The organism is Exiguobacterium sp. MMG028 (assembly GCF_027947425.1).
GTDB lineage: Bacteria > Bacillota > Bacilli > Exiguobacteriales > Exiguobacteriaceae > Exiguobacterium > Exiguobacterium aestuarii_A.
The window spans coordinates 1-16,168 of sequence record NZ_JAQJIN010000008.1 but is presented as its reverse complement, the minus strand read 5'-3'; the positions used below and the strand labels follow the sequence as shown (position 1 = coordinate 16,168).

General features: G+C 56.1%; 24 protein-coding genes. 21 read left to right on the top strand and 3 right to left on the bottom strand.

Annotated elements, in window-relative coordinates:
• The 21 genes from yqbG (at window position 1) to PJK55_RS14455 (ending at window position 15,147) form a co-directional block, all read left to right on the top strand.
• The gene (gene yqbG / locus PJK55_RS14555; RefSeq protein ID WP_271306244.1) at window positions 1–381 is read left to right on the top strand and encodes a protein YqbG; all 381 of its coding nucleotides are present in this window, start codon (window positions 1–3) and stop codon (window positions 379–381) included.
• Window positions 381–716, top strand: a complete 336-nt coding sequence (locus tag PJK55_RS14550; protein WP_271306243.1) for a DUF3599 family protein — start codon at window positions 381–383, stop codon at window positions 714–716. The genes yqbG and PJK55_RS14550 overlap by 1 nt, the downstream gene beginning before the upstream one ends.
• The gene (locus PJK55_RS14545; RefSeq protein ID WP_271306242.1) at window positions 713–1,108 is read left to right on the top strand and encodes a hypothetical protein; all 396 of its coding nucleotides are present in this window, start codon (window positions 713–715) and stop codon (window positions 1,106–1,108) included. Before PJK55_RS14550 ends, PJK55_RS14545 begins: the two co-directional genes overlap by 4 nt.
• Entirely contained in the window at window positions 1,108–1,578 is a 471-nt protein-coding gene (locus PJK55_RS14540; protein WP_271306241.1) for a phage tail terminator family protein, read from the top strand. The genes PJK55_RS14545 and PJK55_RS14540 overlap by 1 nt, the downstream gene beginning before the upstream one ends.
• Before the next feature lie 13 nt (window positions 1,579–1,591).
• Window positions 1,592–2,656 carry a phage tail sheath subtilisin-like domain-containing protein gene (locus tag PJK55_RS14535; protein WP_271306240.1) on the top strand — a complete coding sequence of 355 codons (1,065 nt, stop codon included), beginning with the start codon at window positions 1,592–1,594 and terminating at the stop codon, window positions 2,654–2,656.
• Entirely contained in the window at window positions 2,656–3,090 is a 435-nt protein-coding gene (locus PJK55_RS14530; RefSeq protein ID WP_271306239.1) for a phage tail tube protein, read from the top strand. Before PJK55_RS14535 ends, PJK55_RS14530 begins: the two co-directional genes overlap by 1 nt.
• 43 nt (window positions 3,091–3,133) lie before the next feature.
• The gene (locus PJK55_RS14525) at window positions 3,134–3,526 is read left to right on the top strand and encodes a phage tail assembly chaperone (protein ID WP_271306238.1); all 393 of its coding nucleotides are present in this window, start codon (window positions 3,134–3,136) and stop codon (window positions 3,524–3,526) included.
• A complete protein-coding gene (locus tag PJK55_RS14520) occupies window positions 3,526–3,735 on the top strand; it encodes a hypothetical protein (RefSeq protein ID WP_271306237.1) in 210 nt (69 codons plus the stop codon). The genes PJK55_RS14525 and PJK55_RS14520 overlap by 1 nt, the downstream gene beginning before the upstream one ends.
• A 4-nt stretch (window positions 3,736–3,739) precedes the next feature.
• Window positions 3,740–5,401 (top strand): hypothetical protein, encoded by a 1,662-nt coding sequence (locus PJK55_RS14515; RefSeq protein WP_271306236.1) that lies wholly within the window; start codon window positions 3,740–3,742, stop codon window positions 5,399–5,401.
• A 4-nt stretch (window positions 5,402–5,405) separates the two neighbouring features.
• Entirely contained in the window at window positions 5,406–5,951 is a 546-nt protein-coding gene (locus PJK55_RS14510; protein WP_271306235.1) for a hypothetical protein, read from the top strand.
• 11 nt (window positions 5,952–5,962) lie between these two features.
• Window positions 5,963–6,208: a hypothetical protein gene (locus PJK55_RS14505; RefSeq protein ID WP_271306234.1), complete on the top strand. Its 246-nt coding sequence runs from the start codon at window positions 5,963–5,965 to the stop codon at window positions 6,206–6,208.
• Window positions 6,208–8,214: a M23 family metallopeptidase gene (locus tag PJK55_RS14500; protein WP_271306233.1), complete on the top strand. Its 2,007-nt coding sequence runs from the start codon at window positions 6,208–6,210 to the stop codon at window positions 8,212–8,214. The genes PJK55_RS14505 and PJK55_RS14500 overlap by 1 nt, the downstream gene beginning before the upstream one ends.
• Window positions 8,215–8,226: 12 nt before the next feature.
• A complete protein-coding gene (locus PJK55_RS14495) occupies window positions 8,227–8,691 on the top strand; it encodes a hypothetical protein (protein ID WP_271306232.1) in 465 nt (154 codons plus the stop codon).
• Window positions 8,669–9,790, top strand: a complete 1,122-nt coding sequence (locus PJK55_RS14490; protein ID WP_271306231.1) for a baseplate J/gp47 family protein — start codon at window positions 8,669–8,671, stop codon at window positions 9,788–9,790. The genes PJK55_RS14495 and PJK55_RS14490 overlap by 23 nt, the downstream gene beginning before the upstream one ends.
• On the top strand, window positions 9,787–10,362 hold the full coding sequence (locus tag PJK55_RS14485) for a putative phage tail protein (RefSeq protein WP_271306230.1): 576 nt from the start codon (window positions 9,787–9,789) through the stop codon (window positions 10,360–10,362). The genes PJK55_RS14490 and PJK55_RS14485 overlap by 4 nt, the downstream gene beginning before the upstream one ends.
• Before the next feature lie 2 nt (window positions 10,363–10,364).
• The gene (locus PJK55_RS14480; protein ID WP_271306229.1) at window positions 10,365–12,026 is read left to right on the top strand and encodes a fibronectin type III domain-containing protein; all 1,662 of its coding nucleotides are present in this window, start codon (window positions 10,365–10,367) and stop codon (window positions 12,024–12,026) included.
• Window positions 12,027–12,343: 317 nt separating this feature from the next.
• On the top strand, window positions 12,344–13,327 hold the full coding sequence (locus PJK55_RS14475) for a reverse transcriptase domain-containing protein (protein WP_271306228.1): 984 nt from the start codon (window positions 12,344–12,346) through the stop codon (window positions 13,325–13,327).
• On the top strand, window positions 13,324–13,686 hold the full coding sequence (locus tag PJK55_RS14470; protein WP_271306227.1) for a hypothetical protein: 363 nt from the start codon (window positions 13,324–13,326) through the stop codon (window positions 13,684–13,686). Before PJK55_RS14475 ends, PJK55_RS14470 begins: the two co-directional genes overlap by 4 nt.
• Window positions 13,687–13,713: 27 nt before the next feature.
• Window positions 13,714–13,863 carry a hypothetical protein gene (locus tag PJK55_RS14465; protein WP_271306226.1) on the top strand — a complete coding sequence of 50 codons (150 nt, stop codon included), beginning with the start codon at window positions 13,714–13,716 and terminating at the stop codon, window positions 13,861–13,863.
• Between the two features lie 124 nt (window positions 13,864–13,987).
• On the top strand, window positions 13,988–14,518 hold the full coding sequence (locus PJK55_RS14460) for a phage holin family protein (protein WP_271306225.1): 531 nt from the start codon (window positions 13,988–13,990) through the stop codon (window positions 14,516–14,518).
• The gene (locus PJK55_RS14455) at window positions 14,515–15,147 is read left to right on the top strand and encodes a M23 family metallopeptidase (RefSeq protein ID WP_271306224.1); all 633 of its coding nucleotides are present in this window, start codon (window positions 14,515–14,517) and stop codon (window positions 15,145–15,147) included. The genes PJK55_RS14460 and PJK55_RS14455 overlap by 4 nt, the downstream gene beginning before the upstream one ends.
• 36 nt (window positions 15,148–15,183) lie before the next feature.
• On the opposite strand, the gene PJK55_RS14450 is transcribed toward PJK55_RS14455, so the two are convergent.
• From PJK55_RS14450 to PJK55_RS14440, 3 genes are all read right to left on the bottom strand, one after another.
• Entirely contained in the window at window positions 15,184–15,387 is a 204-nt protein-coding gene (locus tag PJK55_RS14450) for a hypothetical protein (RefSeq protein ID WP_271306223.1), read from the bottom strand.
• Window positions 15,384–15,629, bottom strand: a complete 246-nt coding sequence (locus tag PJK55_RS14445; protein ID WP_271306222.1) for a hypothetical protein — start codon at window positions 15,627–15,629, stop codon at window positions 15,384–15,386. The genes PJK55_RS14450 and PJK55_RS14445 overlap by 4 nt, the downstream gene beginning before the upstream one ends.
• A 149-nt stretch (window positions 15,630–15,778) precedes the next feature.
• A complete protein-coding gene (locus PJK55_RS14440) occupies window positions 15,779–15,937 on the bottom strand; it encodes a hypothetical protein (RefSeq protein ID WP_271306221.1) in 159 nt (52 codons plus the stop codon).
• Window positions 15,938–16,168 lie beyond the last annotated feature (231 nt).

Below are 16,168 nucleotides of genomic sequence, written 5' to 3'. Positions count from 1 at the left end.
ATGCCGTTCCTCACACCAGCGGAAGTAAAGGCGTATTCCTCGTTCGACGAGGTGAAAGAACGCACGGATCCACAACTCGAGATTGACATCATGCAGGCGGAGGCAGACGTCTTCGCCTTCGTGGGTCACGAGTTCCCGCTCGAAGATTACCCAACGTTCCCACAACGAGCCAAGACAGCGCTCTTGCTTCTGAGTGAACATTACGCACTCGTTCGAGGTGATGAGTCGCTCGTCAAAGGCTACAAGTCGGAGAAGTTGAAAGATTACAGCTATACCAAGGGTGACAACGCCACGCTTGCTGGAAAGCCCGAGATTGCGAATCTCCTTCGCGCTTATGTGAAGGGAGGGAGCGGGGGCGGTGTACGTCTCCGCATCCTCTGATGAGCCTACGCAAACTCTTGACGGATCGTGCGACGATTCAACGTCTCGTCCCTATCCCCATCACTGACGATTACGGCAACGAAACGTTTGAACATACATGGGGCGTCATTTCGACTGACATCCCTTGCAAGATGACGCGCAGTCGACACGACCTCGTCCAATCCCCGAGCTATCAAACGCTCAAGGAGCGGTGGGATGTCGTGTTTTTGACGTCAGCGGACATTCAAGAGACCGACCGCATCCTCATCGATGGCATCGTCCTTGAGGCGGGCTATCCCGAGAAGGTGCGTAATCATCACCTTGACGTGCCGTGTATGCGGGATGTGGCGCTATGAACGGATTCGATGAATTTGCCAAGGACATGGACCAAGTGCTCCGGCACTTCGGCACCGATCTGAACGAATACGTCGATGCGATGGGTTACACGTTCTTAGGCGAGGTACGCCGTGAAATCTTGCGGCAACAACTCGTCGATACACGCTTGATGGTCAACTCGTTCCAGCGAGGGGGCTTGTCGAACGTGTGGGACCGCACCAAGACAGCGATTGAGGTGGGCTCAACGGTCGAATATGTCAAGTACGTCAACGAGGGGCACTGGACGGTCAACAACAAGTCGTTCGTGCCACCGACGCACTTCTTCGACAACGCCTACCGCATCACCGAGCGCATCCTCGATGCCGATTTGCAGAAGAAATTCGATGACTCCATCCGAAAGGGGTTTAGCTGATGAATCCACGACAAAGCTCCATCCTCCGATACATTCAATCGGTCTTAAACGCCCGCTCGGGTGAGTTGAAGTATCAGAAGGTGTACGACGACGAGGTGCCGAGTGATTTCGTCACGCCCTCGATCTACGTCACGCCCATCCAGTACGACCGCATCACTGGTTCCGCAGGGCAATCGAAACGGGAGGCGGTATGTGCCATTGTCTTTTACCGAGAAAAGCGGAAACAGGCACACTGGGACGCCTCGTGCGTCATCGATGCCCTCGCGGTAGCGGGTTACAAGGTCGCCCACTATGAGGGCAACACGAAGACGGACAGCCACCTGAAGATTCGGGACGCATCCGTCCGCATGGTCGAAGGCGGGCCCACGAACGTCAAGGCGGCTGTACTCACGCTCGTCTGGCACGAATGGACCGACATCGACCGAGAACGTGGACCACTCGCCACGACAATCAGCAACGAACTAGCATAAAGGAGGCAAGCATATGCCGACATGGGACAAGACCACCGACCCGATTTTACCGGGTCTTTATTTATTGCTCGAACGTGCCGCTGAACGGGTCATCCGTCCAGGGGAACGGGGCATCATCGCTATGGTCGCCGAATCATCCATCGCCGAGAAACGCGGTGCGGTGCATGAGGTCACGACTGCCAAAGGTATCGCCGACACGCTCGGCACGAACAAGGCGCATGCAGAGCTCGCCCTACAAGGCGGCGCTTCGAAACTCATCCTCTACGTCAAAGAGGATGCAGAAGCGATCGAGGACGCGCTCGAACAGCTCTCACCGTATTATTTCGACGTGTTTGCACTCGGCTATGACGCCGTGAAAGCGGACGTCGATGCGCTCAAGGTATGGCGCGAACAGATGAAAGCCGACGGGCGTCACTTCGTGGCACTCGCTGGGAACGCATGGGGACTCGCGGACGATGCGGCGATTGAGCTCGTCTACGCGACAGCCAAGCATGAGGATATCGTACACGTCGGTCTCGGGGTGGCGGACGCTTCGGGCGACCAATACTCGGGCGGGCAGGTCGCGGCGTATCTCGCGGGCTTACAGGGCGCCAAAGGACTCGGCGAAGGGTCGCTCACACGAGCGGTCATCCCGTTCGCTGTGGACGTGGAACGCCGCCTGACGAAAGCGCAACGCGAGGACTTCTACACGGCAGGCATCGCGGTACCGATTCACAACGGCATCGATGTCGTCTTGGAAGGTGCCATCACGAGTGATGCGACGGGCTTCAACAAAGGCAAGCTCCGCATCGCCTATAACGCGGCGGTGTATCAGGAGACGCTCACGTATGCGGTCGAGTCGGGCTTTATCGGCAAAATCAACAACGACGCGGACGGTCGAGCAATCCTACTCGAGGCCATCGCCGAATTCAATGACCGTCTGAAGCAGGAGGGCGTGCTGTCACAGGATACGGTGACGGAGATCCATCCGGACTTCCCACCTGCCGGCGAATCGATCTATCTGCTCACGACGGGTGACTTCATCGATGCGGCCGAGAAGTTCTTCTTTGAATTTGTAGCGAGTGGAGGTGCGAACTAATGCGTGGAGGACATGAGGTGTATGTCGGGGACGAGATGGCGATCTATGTCGACGGGGTCTTTGCGGGCTACGTTGACCGGTTCCAACTCCGAATCGACTTCGATATCAAAAAAATCAGACTGCCCCGCTGGAAACTGACGCAACACAAGGTGTCGGGTGGTGAGGCGTCAGGGACGATGGGCGGCTTCTTGTACAGCAACTATCTGCAACAGGCGGCGCTCTCGTATCTCGATGACGGCCCGACCAAGACCATCTCGGTCGTCGGCTCGATGCGTAACCAGGACACGGGCGAGTCGGGCACGGTCGCGGCAAGCGGTATCGTCTTCCAGAACGCGGACTTGGCGAACTGGGAAGTCGGCGCGGAGATCAAGCTCGAGCAGTCGTTCTTCTGCCGTTCGGTCAGCATGAAGGGATTCAAGGCACCAAACGCATGAGGCGGGCAATAGCCCGTCTCTTTACTTATAAGGAGGCAATCACATGGCAAAGTTATCGGTTCGTGAACGTTTATTGAAACGCAAGGAAGATGTATTGAAGGTGCCGGTGCGGCTCGATGCCGACACGACGGTCTACGTGCATGAGCTGAAGCCCGAGGTCATCGACAGCATCCGTCACCGCTGCAAGAAAGACGACAAGGTGGACACGGAGCGGATGAACGCGCTCATGATTTTGGAGGCGGTGCATGAAGCAGACGGCACGAAGTCGCTTGACGCCGCACTCAAGCAAGAACTCGACATCTTGGACGACATCTCGTTCGTCGACATGGCGTACCGCGTCGGGGAGAAGGAACGCATCGAGAAGGCGATGGCGGAGGCGATGGGCTTCGTCGACCCGAAAGAAGCGGAGCAGGAAGCGGCTGAACTAAAAAACTAATGTCGGGCCTCCGTGCGGACGGGAAACCACTCGGACCGGACGAAGCGCCCGATGACTGGTTTTATTTGCACCACCTCTTTCGGCTCCACGGCATCCCGCCGCATGAATCCGAGCACTGGGAGCCGGGTTGGAAGCGGGCGGCTTATATAAGCATCGGCTTGCAACTAGAGGATGAAATCAAACGGCGTAACGCCGGGTTAGGAGGCTGATTTCATGGCTGAGAAAAAATACGTCGCGCTGTTTGAGGTGAAAGACCGCGTCAGTCCTGCCGTTCGTTCCATGACGAACACGGTGTCACGGGCGCGAGATGAAAACGGGCGTTTCGTCAAAAAAATTGCTGAGATGGACAAGCAGCAGAAGGAATACGTCACGACGACCAAACGAACCACCGAGTCTGTCGACAAGATGAAGCGCGCCCTCTCTGGCGTCGGTCGGGGATTCGATTCTCTCGGGCGGACGGGCATGTTCGCGGTGCGGACGCTCGGCGGCGGATTGAAAGGCATCGCCAGTACGGTCATGAGCCTACCGGCGTTGATCGCGGGAGCGGGAGCGGCGTTCGGGGCATGGAAGCTTGGGGATGCGGTCGTTGGCGGGGCGATGAAGAAAGAGCTCACGCAACTCCAGATGGGCGCGTTGCTTGCCGACCAAGGAAAAGGGATGGATCTCTTCAAGGTCGTACAAGACAAGGCGATGACGTCGATGTTCTCGGAACAGGATTTCTCGAAGGCGGCGACGACCTTCCTGCCTGTGACGAAAGACTTCGGGGACATCGAGCGTATGATGAGTATCAACGAACGTCTTGCCTCCGCAAACCTCTTAGAAGGCATGGAAGGGGCTTCCTTCTCCCTGCGTGAGGCGTTGAGTGGCGATATCACATCGATTGCCGACCGATTCAACATCTCGAAGAGTTCCCTCCGCTCGAACGGTTTTAGCGCGGACGGTAGTTGGCAACAGAACCTCGCGGCCGTCGACAAGACGCTCGACAAGATGGGGTATACCGCGGCATACGTCGCGGATGTCAACGATTCGGCATATGCCCAGTGGGAGTTGTTCAAATCCAATTCGTTGAAACTTTTCGCGGACAGCGGGGAGGGCATCTTGAAGAAGCTCAAGGAACCACTGAAAGAACTCAATGCGACGCTCGGTAGTCCGGCGGTCGCTCGATTCGTCGCAGATGTCGGCGATGGGTTGGCGGGGATGTTCCAACGTAGTTTGGATTATGTCAATAACTTAGACGTGTCTTGGTCGGATGTCGAAAAATGGGCGACTGAGACTTGGGGTGGCGCAAAAGAACTGATGCTTTCCGCTTGGAGCGCAGGGAAAGAGCTTATTGATTTGATTGCTGGCGAAGATAACGCGTCGCTAGCCGATGCGTTTGTCAATTTAGGTGACTCAATGGAAGGTATCGCAGCCACAATCGATACGATTGCAAGCGTCTTCGACAAAATACAAAAAATCGGGTCTTGGTTTTCCGACGGACTCAGTGGAAAAAGTTTTTCGGAGTCTATTGTTGGAGAAGATTCGTGGTCAGGTCCGGAGAATAAGTTTGGTTCGTTATTTAAAGGCTTCGGCCCACTCATCGATAACGATATGTGGAGCGGGGCGAAGCAATGGACAAGCGATTTCTTTGGATTTGACCCATTCGTTGAAAATCAAGGTCGTCTCCGCGGTTCCCACCGCACGGGACTCAGCCACGTCCCATACGACGGTTACGTCGCCGAGTTGCATCAGGGCGAGCGTGTCCTCACGAAGCAGGAGGCGCAGGGCTCGTTCGGTGCGTTTAGCATCAACATCCAACAGATGACCGTTCGACAGGAATCAGATATCCACGCGATCGGGCAGGAAATTGTCCGTCAGCTAGAAATGAGGGGGTGAGCAGATGCCACGGAGCAATGTCGAGGTCGTCGTCTCGTTCTTCGTCCCTGAAGTGAAGACGGTGACCGAACGCACGAAGGTGCGCAAGCTCGTCAACGGCCGATATCAGACCGTCTATGAGACCCGTACCGTCAAGAAGAAGGTGAACACCCGCTACTCGCGCGTCCTGCCCGTCACGCCAGAGGAGATACAGGTGACGTGGGGACGTGACTTCAACGACAGCGCGACGCTCGCGAACCGGACCTATACCGCGCCGGGCGCGGTCAAACCGCTCGAAATCCGACTCGACAGCTTCTTCACGGGCGACAGGGGGGCGAGCTATATCCAACGCCCGCTCGTCGAGGACCCTGTCAAGAGCGCGAACTGGTACCGTGACCGCCTGCTCAACACGGACTACGTGGTGCGCGTCGAGATTCGCGCGCTCAACATCGGCGCGTTCATGCACCTGCGTGAGTTCAACTTCAATACGGAGGGTGGCACGTATGATTTACCGTACACGATGGTCTTCCGCGAACGAGGCATGCCGGGCGTGACCGTCAAAAACTTGTAGGAGGTGGGCGTATGCAGCAATGGCAGGATCGGTTGAACCGACATATCGAAAACATCGGGAAGAACACGGATACCCGCCTCCTCGAAGGGGTCGTCACGGGACTGACCCCGCTACGGTTTCGTCCGTCCGGCAGTGACCGTGACGTGAACGCGAGCTTCGCCGCACACGTGACCGAGGGGTTACAGGTCGGCGCGGTCGTCCTCGCCGCACAGGACATGGCGACCCGCCGCATCTATGTGATTGCGAGGTTGGTCTGATGCGAAACGAAGTGTATTACTATAGCAAAATCCAGAACAAGCGCTATGACGTGACGAAACTCACGTCCCTCGTCGAGGTGACCGGTTCGGTCGACCGCCATCACCGCACCGCGCAAGTACAGGTCGCAGCCAAGGCGGGTGTGCCGTACAGCACGGGTGACCGCGTGCGCATCTATGGGTCGGGGCGTCTGATTTTTGACGGACGCCTGTTCCGCGTCGAGCATGCCGCACGTGGTGGCATCACGCTCACGTGCCACGACAATGCCTATTACCTGTCCCGTAACGACCTCACCGTCGTCTATGAACCGAACGCGGTCGGGACGACCGTCAGCGCGCAGTTCAAGGCGATGTGCCGACGGATGGGCATCAAGCAGGGATTCGTCAAGGAGACGGCGACACGGATCAAGGACATCAACTACGCGTCCGAGTCGATGGCGACCATCCTGCAGGGACTCATCGCCGAGGAATACCGTCTGTCAGGCAGACGTTACTACGTGACGTGCGACAACGACAAATTGGAGTTACGTGAACGTGGGGCGCTCCCTGGCGTGCTCATCGACGCCAAGACGACGTTTGACACTATCAGTGTCATCGACGCGCAGAACACGTATACCCGTATCCAAGCGAGCGGACGACCTATCGAGGAAACGACAGGGACGGACGGCACGAACGTCGGGAAGCTCAACTCGGCGTATTACAACGGACCCGACTCGACCACATATCAAACGGGCATCCGTTCCCGCCTCAAGGCGTGCGACAAATGGGATGACTTGTTTGTTAAGGTGGCAGCTGAAAAAGGGGTCGATGCGCTCATGCTCAAAGTCCTGACCGCCATCGAGTCGAGCGGGAACCCGTCCGCCACGAGCCACCTCGGTGCACGCGGGCTGACGCAGATCATCGCCGGCAACGTGGAGGTCGCGGTCGATGACGGCCGTCTGTACGAACCGGAGTACAACCTGATGATGTGCGCCGAGATTTTGATACGCGGCAAATATCCTTATGCGAAGAACCTCGGACGCAAGGCGAGTGTGACGAATCTGGCGCACTTCTGGAACGGATGGCCACCGTCCGACGGCGAATCCGACAGCGCATACGCCGCCTCGTTCCGTGCCATCTATACCGGTTTCGGCGGGGATGCGGACAAGTTGTTCACGACCGCGACCGCGCCGAGTCACGCCAAACTGTCGGTGCCGTCGTCGCTCGAGAACGGGAACGCGAAACTCGAACAGAAGCTCGGGAAGATGACGCAACACGTGACGCTATCATATACCGACCCGACCGACTTCACGGAACAGCTCAACCGCGCCCTCGAGGGATTGAAGGAAGAACGTTACGTGACGGTCGACTGCGTCGGGCACCATGCGGGACTCTCGGGGCGACGCGTGCAGTTCGTCGACAACCCCGTCACGTTCGGCGTCTGGTACATCCAGTCCGACACGCACACGCTCGACGCGAGCGGGCACCGTATGACGCTCACGCTCACCCTGACCGACGAGACGCCATCACCCGAGGTGCCACGTGCGCCGAAGGACAAGGACGCGATTCAACCTGTCGACGAGGCGGACATTCGCGTGCGGGGCGACAGCCAGTTCATCCAACCGGCACAGGGGCGCTTCACGCAAGGATGGGGCATCGCCGCACGTCCGAACGCCTATTACACATTTCATAACGGCCTAGATATCGCCAACGACATCGGGACGCCTGTCATCGCCTCTGCATCAGGGCGTGTCGAGAAGGTCGGTGGTTCGGGACCGTACGGCAATCACATCTATCTCAATCACTTCCCTGATGGGAAAGACGGTCAAAAATGGGTCACGGTCTATGCCCACCTGAACAGCGTCTCGGTCGTCACCGGACAACTCGTCACCCAAGGGCAACCGATCGGCACGCTCGGGAACACGGGCAACTCGACGGGACCACACCTGCATTTCGAGATTCACAAAGGCAATTACGCCTACGACCCGCACGGTGCCGGTAACACGGTCAATCCGCGCGAATACTTTTAAAGGAGGGTGTCTATGTTTCCAGAAGACCCGCTTGACACCGTACTCGACGGCATCGAGACCCCCGAGGCGGAGGATGCCGTCCTTGTCTCGGGGTATGGCACGAAGACGTGGGGCATCGACTGGCAGAACGGGCGTCTCTTCAGGGCGGACCCCGTCCGAACGAAGATGGAGCGCGTCATCAAGTATCTGCTCACGCCTCGTGGTCAGGTCGAGGTGTACCCCGACTTCGGGCAAGACATCGACACGGGATACGGTTCGCTCGTCTGGACGCTCTATGGCGAGGTGTTCCTGAGCGAAGAGGAGGCACGGCTCGCCTTGCAGGCCATCTGTGACGAGGCGGTCGGTGCCATCGAGGGCGTCCGCTCGGTCGAGGCCGAGGCGGTCGTTTTGTCGGATGACCGCTTCAGCGCCCGTATCCGCATCATCACGACAGACGGAGAGGAGGAGATTGTAGATGGCATTGAATTTTCAAACTGACGTATTGCCCGTCATCCAAGTCGAGGAAGTGGATGCGATCCATGCACGCATGCTCGCGGTGATCCAACAACTGAACCCGGACCTCGACACACAGCTCGGAAGCCCTGCATATGACGCGACACGTCCCGTGGCAAACGAGTATCAAGACATCCAGCGCATGATTGTCGATGCGGTGAGCGCGGCCATTCCGTCACTCTCGCACGGCGTCTATCTCGACGAACACGCGAAAGATGTCGGGCTGACCCGAAAACCTGGCGACTATGCGACCGGCATTGTCACCCTCGAGGCGACGACCGACCTCACGATTCCTGCCGGCACGCTCCTATGGACCGAGGATGACAAACGGTTTACGACGACAGAAGAGGCGGTCATCACGATGCCAGAGGTGCAGGAAGACCCAGACAATCCCGCACCAGGCACAGCCGTCGTCACCATTCGTGCGACAGCGGTGGGGCGCGACCACAACGTGAGCCCGTATACCATCCGGTCCATCGAGCGCGCCTATCAGAACCTCGTGACGGTACGTCATGAATCGACGATGGCGGGTGGGGTCGACGAAGAATCGGACATTGAACTCAAAGGTCGTCTCTTCGCGCGTCAGCAGAATCAGTCGGGCGCGGGGAATCCTGACAATTACAAAGGATGGGCGCTCGAAATCAATGGCATCAAGGCGGCGAATGTGTTCCGTGCCATGCCATCCCCAGGCAGTGTGACCATCGCGATCGCAAGCCAAGACGGCGTGCCAGACGCAGGACTCGTCGATGCGGTACAGGCGCACATTGACGCGAAGGCAAACGTGCTCGCGAACAACGTCATCGTGCCCGCCACGGCACTACCTATCGACATCGGAGGAACACTCACCCTCACGCCTGACACACTCCTTGCGGACGTCCAGGCGGCTTACGAGGCGAGCGTTGTCTCGTATCTCGAATCCCTCTATTACACGGGCGAGCCTGTCCGTTACTCTGCGCTCTATCAATTGTTGCTCAACACGACAGGTGTCCTCGACGCGAGTGACTTCCTCGTCAACGGGGCGGCAGCGAACATCTTGGCAGAGGGGACGGACATCGCGGTGCTTGGGACGGTGACGTTCACATGAGCGCGCAGGACGTCCTTGACCGCTTCTTGGATGTGAGCGCGCCGTATTGGCGGGAAAACGTCGACATGCAAGCCATCTTCATGGCACAGGCGGCGAGCGCGGAGGAATTGGATGCACGCGTGCTCCGGTATCTCGTCAACGAGTTTTACACCGACCGCATGACCGAATGGGGCTTACGCATCCAAGAGTCGCGCTATGGGCTTGATGACGACGTGCAGCGGACGCTCGAGGAACGACGCGGGCGATTACGGGCGAGGAAACGTGGCGGGAAGAACGCGACCATTGCCGATTTGGAACTGATTGCCGCAGGCTTCGTCGGTGGTGAGGTCGAGGTCACGATCGATTACGATGCCTTCACGGCGACCATCGAGTTCGTCGACATCCTCGGCGTACCGACACGGATCAGTGACGTGCAGGCGGCGATGGACCGTGCCCTGCCCGCCCATTACCATATCGTCTACGCATACCGTTACAACACGTACAACGACATCAAGATAGCATACGCGACATACGATGAGCTCATATCGAACGGACTCGTGTACAGCCAAATCTTAACGACGGAAGGAGACTAATCATGCCGACGACAAAACTCACCCTACCCTTGATTGACGGCAGTAACACGGCGGACGTGGTTCGGGACATGAACGCCCTTGCGAACGCTGTGGACGACAAAGCGGGCGCATCGGACGGTCTCGCCACGCTCGACGCAACGGGCAAGGTCCCCGCCTCACAGCTCCCTGAAACCATCGGGAACGCAACGAAATTGAACGGGAAGGCTGTCATTTACACGAATTTGCAGGACAATGACACACTGCGCTACGACGCACAGCTCGACAAGTGGCGCAACGTCGCGCAAAATATTGACCGCATCGCGCCTGGTAACGTCTCGAACGCCTCAGTCACGGTCGGTAACGGACAACTGACCCTCAAGTGGACAGACCCGACCGACAGTGATTGGGCATCGACCAAACTCGTCCGCAAGGTCGGCGGGTACCCGACGAGCGCCAACGACGGGACGGTCGTCGTCACCTCGACGGTACGCAACCAATATCAAACGACAGGGTTCGTCGACACCGGTCTCACCAACGGGACGACTTACTTTTATCAACTGTTCCCGGTGGACGCGAGTGGTAACGTCAACAGCAACACCGCCAACCGCCTCGCCGCCACGCCTGTCGCTTACCAGGAGTACGGTGTCGCATGGAATAAGACGACAGGGCAGGTCACGCGCCTCGGCAGTACGGTCGGCTTATCGGCAGGCGCAGGATTTAACAGCAAGCTCCCGTGGCAGGGCGTGCGCCGTTGTAACCTCGCGGATAACGGGACGGTCAACGCGTACCATGGCGACCCGACGTACAAAGACGACGGCGCGAATGGTCAGGTCATGGTCGAGATCCCGAAATTTTGGTTTAAAAAGACGACGACGGCGAACGGTTACGAGTTTTGGATTTCGGATGGTGCACTCTCTGGGTACAGCGTCCATCCTGCGTTTTACCGCGATCGCGGGACAGGCACTGCCGTCGAGGTCGACAAGCGGTATGCCGGCGCCTACCTTGGCTTTATCAACGGGTCGAAGTTAGAATCAAAGTCAGGCGTCACACCAAGCGCGTCACAAACGATTGGCACGTTCCGCACGCGCGCAGAAGCACGCGGAAGCGGGTGGGGCATCGAGGACTTCAACCTGTTTTACGCGTTACAGATGCTCTACCTCGTCGAGTACGCCTCGATGGATTCGCAGACGGCGTTAGGTCAGGGATATACGGGCGCAAGCGCCGTTCGGACGACAGGTGGCACTGCCGCATCAGGTAGCGCTTCATCCGGTTCTGCGAGCGCGACGGTGCAGGTATCTTATCGTGGCGTCGAGGACATTTGGGGCAACCTGTATTACTGGATCGATGGGCTATATTCAAACGGTTCGTGGCAACTCCTCATCGGTAACCGCGCCTTTAACGACACGGGAAGTGGTTACAGCAAGACGATCACGAGCGGGGTCGCATCGAATAGCGGCGGATACATGTCGGATATCGTCGCCGATCAAGATGCTGGATTCATCGGAAAAACCTTCTCAGGCTCATCAACCACGGGGCTATATGATTACGGGAGTCTGTATGCTGGTTATCTCCCCATCGCTAGCGGTGGTTGGTCTGCTGGCGCGTATGCGGGGGTCTTCCGGCTGAATGTGAATTATTCGGCTTCGTATTCTCATTCCGATATCGGCGCTCGCCTTGCTTATTGAGCAGATTAATCGATGTCATTATCAGTAATTGTTATACTAAAATAGTAATAAGGCAATCGAGAACAGGAATCTGTATACTAGTTATCTCCCCATCACTAGCAGTAATTGGTCAGATAGCACGAATGCAGGAGTCTTCCAGCTGAATGTGAATAATTCAGCTTCGAATTCTAATTCTAATATCGGCACTCACCTTGCTTAGACGTTAAACATGCCGCGATTGCCTTGCCCCTTGGCAAAACACACAACTTGCATCAGTGAGCCCGGCTAGTAGCGCGAGCGAACGTCGGCTCCGGTCAAGCAAGAAAGAAGGAAAATCATTGAAACGTCACTCTGGTTTGTTCGAGAAAATTATCGATATCGACAATCTTTACCTCGCACACAAAAATGCACGTAAAGGGAAAACGCATTATGCAGATGTTCAGAAAGTTGACGCCGACCCGGAAGTCTACATCGAACACCTGCATTTTTTGTTGTCCGAAGGCTTGTTTGAGACGTCGCCGTACGAAACGTTCATCAAAATCGACAAAGGGAAGGAACGCGAGATTTACAAACTACCGTACTACCCCGACCGCATCGTGCATTGGGCAATCGTCCAAGTGTTAGAGCCGATATGGATCGGGTGCATCTCGCGGCGTTCGTTCTCGTCGATTCCCGGGCGCGGCATCCACGATGGATTGCGCCAGTTGCACAAGGCGATGGTAGATAGGGGCAATACACAATATTGCCTCAAGCTCGACATCAAAAAATTCTACCCGTCTATCCGGCACGATCTCATGAAACAGGTCGTCCGGCATAAAATCAAGGATGGGCGTTTGCTTATGCTCTTGGACGAGATCGTCGAGAGCATGGGCGGCGACCGAGGCGTCCCGATCGGCAACTACTTGAGTCAATACTTCGGCAATCTGTTCCTATCCTCGTTCGACCGTTTTGTCGAGGACAAGGGGTATCACCACCGGTATTTCCGCTATTGCGACGACATCGTCGTGCTCGGGCGGACGAAGCAAGAATTGCATAAACTGTTCCGTGAGATGGAGTGTTTCTTGCGGCAAAAACTTGATTTGTCAGTCAAAGGCAATTGGCAAGTGTTCCCGACTTTTGTACGCGGTGTCGACTTTCTCGGCTATCGGAGTTTCGGGGATTACACGCTCGTCCGAAAACGGACGGTGAAGTCACTCAAACAAACGATGAGAACAAAGCAAGGTGACGACTTGAAACGTAGCTTGGCGTCTTATAACGGTTGGTTGAGTCACGCCGATTGTTTCAATCTGACGAATTGCATCCGAAAGGAGGTGACAGGATGAAGGTGACAGGAAGTGCGAAACCGGAACGGGTGTGGGTGCGGTACATCGAGGACGGGAATGCCGTGGTGCGCCTACGCGACAACATCGCCGAACTGGCGGATGACGTCGTGGACGGGCAGGCGGTCAACTTGCGCTATGAGTATGATGAGGTGGAGGTGACGATTGCCGACCGCGAGAAGCTGACGGAGTACGTCATGAAAAACTTCGCGACACTCTTTGCGTACGGGCTCGAACAAATGAACCGACCGAAAGAGAAGAGCAAGGACGAACGCATCGCCGAGTTAGAGCTTGAAAGAGCGGTGAGCAAAGAAGAGGTCAAGGCGTTGCAAGATATGGTAATCATGTTGACGTTTATGTAATCACAATTTAAAAGGAGAGTGGAGAGGATGAGTTTAATGTATAAATTTGCTTTGCAGATGTGGCAACAACGACGTGTTGATGAGGCGTACCTTATGTACCAAGTTGAGATGGGACGATTGACACAAGCAGAGGTAGAAGCCATCTTGGCGTCTCCCCAAAACCCAATTGTCGAGTAACCAGCGCCCAAGGCGTTTTTCTTTTGGCGTCCTTCGGGGCGCCTTTCTCATGGAGACATCCACCAAATCAAAGGGGGTCACCCGATGCCTACAACCTACCAAGACCCCATTAAGGAGGCGCATCATGCGACTATTAAACGTTTTCGAGGGCGGAATTGCCGCTCTTGCCACCATTGTCACAGGGTTCCTGGGAGGATGGGACGTGGCGATTAAACTACTCGTCACCCTCATCGTCATCGACTATGTCACAGGCTTCTTAGCCGCAGCCAAACACAAGAAACTGAACAGCGATGTCATGTGGTGGGGTGGCATCCGCAAGGGCGTCGTCTTCATGGTCATCATCGTCGCTGTCCTGCTCGACGAGATGCTCAACAACAGTCATCCCGTCATGCGGACGCTCGTCATCTATTACTACATCGCGCGTGAAGGGCTATCTGTCACCGAGAACTGTGCGCTATTGGGTGTGCCGCTCCCCGACAAGCTCGTCGAGGTGTTGTCACAACTCCAAGGTGACAAGGAAGTCCCGACCATCGACCGCATCGCCCAAGACGTCGCACCAGAGGACGAACAGGTCAAGCCCGTCAGCCGCGAGGTGCCGATTGATGCAGAACTAGCCGAGAAGGAAGTCATCGCCACGAAGGAGGAAGACAAATGACCGAGAAAGCGATTTTACCACTCAACAACGCACGGATCACCGCAGGTTACAAGAACGCGCTCTATCGTCAGAAGATGGGCTTTTCGCACTTCGGTACAGACATGGCTGACTTGAAGCGCAAGGACTTCGCCGTCTATGCACCATTCAAGATGAAGATTGTCGCGGTCGGTTCAGACGCCCTCATGGGCGGTTCTATCATCGCCGTCAGTGTCAACCCGATTGATGTACACTACGGACCGAAGAAAGGCGCTCGTCGCCTTGTCGTCCGTATGGCGCACCTAGCGAAGACTTACGTGAAAGCGGGGGATATCGTTGCACCAGAAGATACGAAGATTGCAGACTATGGCTCGACTGGTAAATACGGCGGCTCTCCTCACTTGCATATCGAGATTGATACGGATATCAAGTATCCGACATACAGCCCGACCCTCTCACGCTCCTCGAACATTTGGAAGGCGGGGACAGATTCCACCATAAACCCGATGGACGTGTTCAAAGTGGACGTGTCGGGGCAACGAGGCTACAAGCAATCGTTCAGCCACGCCAAAGCCTCTGGCGCTTGGGTGCAACCCGACGATAAGACGACGGTCGACCTCGATGGCAAGATTGTCAAAGCGAAAGACGTCTGACGCACGAAACCCCACCTTCATCGGGTGGGGTCTTTTTTATTTACCGTCGATAATCCGTTTATACGCTTTTGCCTGTTCGAGCGTCCAGATCGGTGTCGCCGCCAACACCTGCACTGGCTCGGGCAAGAGGGGCCTCACATTCGCCCCCGTCCGTTGTCGATTGTACTTCGTGGAGAGTCGCGCCTTGTCCCAGCCGAGCAACTCCGCAAACTCCTTGATGCCAACGAGCGGGGGAATCACTCCCCCAACTCATCACTCCAGTTTTGGTAAAAACCGTCGCCGACGTGTACCAACACCTCGTCGTCCTCGTCCGCCTCGACACCGACCCAACGCGCGACCGTCACTTGCTCACCGTCCTGCTCGATGCTGACGTGTTCCTGCGTGTAGCTGATGCCTTCAAGCGCCGATTGCTTCGCGCCTTCGAGCGTGCCTTCGAATTCTTCTGTGACACCAGTGTGGTAGTTGATTGTGTAAGTTGCCATGTGTATCGTCTCCTTTGAATGTGGTTTAAGTGATAACTTTGTTATCTCTTGTTAGTTATATAATACCATAAACGATAACTTTGTAAACACTTTTATGTAAAATAATTTGATTTATTTTGGCGCAACAAAAAAAGCCCTCTGCCGAGAGCTCACTTCGCCACATGTAGTCGATTATCCTGCGTCACATACTTGGTGACCGAGCCCGACGACTCCACTGTCACCGCACGTAACTTGCGCAACAAGTCCTCAATCTCCTTCGCCGTTCCTTTGATCGCCACTTGGGTCCCACCGATGACCACAATGTTCATATGAGCCTCCTATCTAGTTGACTAGACGACTTTTACATACAGGACTTTACCCCCTATATAAGGAAGGGAAACTTTCGGAAATTGCACACTTATTGCACATTGCACATCGAATCGCACGTTTTAGTATCATTGTGTAGCAAGATGGCATACTCGTTTCTGTTGGTACATCGGACGATTTCGGAAGATGGGAAAAGTCGGCTGACACCATCCCTACAACCTTAAAAAATAATT

Coding starts and splice junctions, on each gene's coding strand:
- PJK55_RS14530 (WP_271306239.1), top strand. CDS start 2,656: ATGCGTGGAGGACATGAGGTGTATGTCGGGGACGAGATGGCGATCTAT.
- PJK55_RS14545 (WP_271306242.1), top strand. CDS start 713: ATGAACGGATTCGATGAATTTGCCAAGGACATGGACCAAGTGCTCCGG.
- PJK55_RS14535 (WP_271306240.1), top strand. CDS start 1,592: ATGCCGACATGGGACAAGACCACCGACCCGATTTTACCGGGTCTTTAT.
- PJK55_RS14485 (WP_271306230.1), top strand. CDS start 9,787: ATGAGCGCGCAGGACGTCCTTGACCGCTTCTTGGATGTGAGCGCGCCG.
- PJK55_RS14505 (WP_271306234.1), top strand. CDS start 5,963: ATGCAGCAATGGCAGGATCGGTTGAACCGACATATCGAAAACATCGGG.
- PJK55_RS14445 (WP_271306222.1), bottom strand. CDS start 15,629: ATGGCAACTTACACAATCAACTACCACACTGGTGTCACAGAAGAATTC.
- PJK55_RS14540 (WP_271306241.1), top strand. CDS start 1,108: ATGAATCCACGACAAAGCTCCATCCTCCGATACATTCAATCGGTCTTA.
- yqbG (WP_271306244.1), top strand. CDS start 1: ATGCCGTTCCTCACACCAGCGGAAGTAAAGGCGTATTCCTCGTTCGAC.
- PJK55_RS14550 (WP_271306243.1), top strand. CDS start 381: ATGAGCCTACGCAAACTCTTGACGGATCGTGCGACGATTCAACGTCTC.
- PJK55_RS14495 (WP_271306232.1), top strand. CDS start 8,227: ATGTTTCCAGAAGACCCGCTTGACACCGTACTCGACGGCATCGAGACC.
- PJK55_RS14520 (WP_271306237.1), top strand. CDS start 3,526: ATGTCGGGCCTCCGTGCGGACGGGAAACCACTCGGACCGGACGAAGCG.
- PJK55_RS14460 (WP_271306225.1), top strand. CDS start 13,988: ATGCGACTATTAAACGTTTTCGAGGGCGGAATTGCCGCTCTTGCCACC.
- PJK55_RS14515 (WP_271306236.1), top strand. CDS start 3,740: ATGGCTGAGAAAAAATACGTCGCGCTGTTTGAGGTGAAAGACCGCGTC.
- PJK55_RS14440 (WP_271306221.1), bottom strand. CDS start 15,937: ATGAACATTGTGGTCATCGGTGGGACCCAAGTGGCGATCAAAGGAACG.
- PJK55_RS14480 (WP_271306229.1), top strand. CDS start 10,365: ATGCCGACGACAAAACTCACCCTACCCTTGATTGACGGCAGTAACACG.
- PJK55_RS14510 (WP_271306235.1), top strand. CDS start 5,406: ATGCCACGGAGCAATGTCGAGGTCGTCGTCTCGTTCTTCGTCCCTGAA.
- PJK55_RS14465 (WP_271306226.1), top strand. CDS start 13,714: ATGAGTTTAATGTATAAATTTGCTTTGCAGATGTGGCAACAACGACGT.
- PJK55_RS14500 (WP_271306233.1), top strand. CDS start 6,208: ATGCGAAACGAAGTGTATTACTATAGCAAAATCCAGAACAAGCGCTAT.
- PJK55_RS14455 (WP_271306224.1), top strand. CDS start 14,515: ATGACCGAGAAAGCGATTTTACCACTCAACAACGCACGGATCACCGCA.
- PJK55_RS14470 (WP_271306227.1), top strand. CDS start 13,324: ATGAAGGTGACAGGAAGTGCGAAACCGGAACGGGTGTGGGTGCGGTAC.
- PJK55_RS14490 (WP_271306231.1), top strand. CDS start 8,669: ATGGCATTGAATTTTCAAACTGACGTATTGCCCGTCATCCAAGTCGAG.
- PJK55_RS14525 (WP_271306238.1), top strand. CDS start 3,134: ATGGCAAAGTTATCGGTTCGTGAACGTTTATTGAAACGCAAGGAAGAT.